At 68.5% G+C, this 531-nt stretch carries 1 protein-coding gene; it reads right to left on the reverse strand.

The features are described 5' to 3' along the window. Positions 1 to 374: 374 nt before the first annotated feature. Positions 375 to 531, reverse strand: a 157-nt coding sequence (locus JNK74_30130; GenBank protein ID MBL7650428.1) for an SEC-C domain-containing protein, incomplete at its 5' end; no start/stop codon positions are given.

A 531-nucleotide genomic window follows, 5' to 3' on the forward strand; every position in this document is an offset into this window, starting at 1 on the left:
AGATGCCGCAGTCGAGGCAGGGGTTGAACTCGTCCATGAACGGAGCGCCGAGAGGACCGGCCGAGGGCCGTGGGGCGCGCATTCTAGCGCCGCCGGGAGGCGCCGGAAAGTGGTGCAAAGCGCTTTGTTTTCAGTAACCTGAAATCATTTTGAGAAATATTTTCCGGAGCGGGAAACCCGCTCGCATCGGATCGCGCCCGCAGCGCGTCCCCGGGCGCGGCGGTTCCTTGTGGGAGCGACGCAAGTCGCGACTACGGCTTGTCCACGCTCGCCAACGCTCGTCCGCTGTTCCGGCGCCCGCTCGCGACTCGCGCCGCTCCGGCGGCGCATCCCCGGGCGCGACGGTCCTGTGCGCGCCGGCACGCCCGGGATGCTCAGGTTTCGGCTTCGCCGGATTCGGGCTCGGGCTCGGCGCCGTTGGCGCCGCAGCATTTCTTGTATTTCTTGCCGCTGCCGCAGGGGCAAGCATCGTTGCGACCGACTTTGGCGGGCGTTGCCGGCGACCCCGGCGACACAACCGGCGCAGCGGCA

Source organism: Candidatus Hydrogenedentota bacterium, from assembly GCA_016791475.1.
In the GTDB taxonomy this organism is placed as follows: Bacteria; Hydrogenedentota; Hydrogenedentia; order Hydrogenedentales; family JAEUWI01; genus JAEUWI01.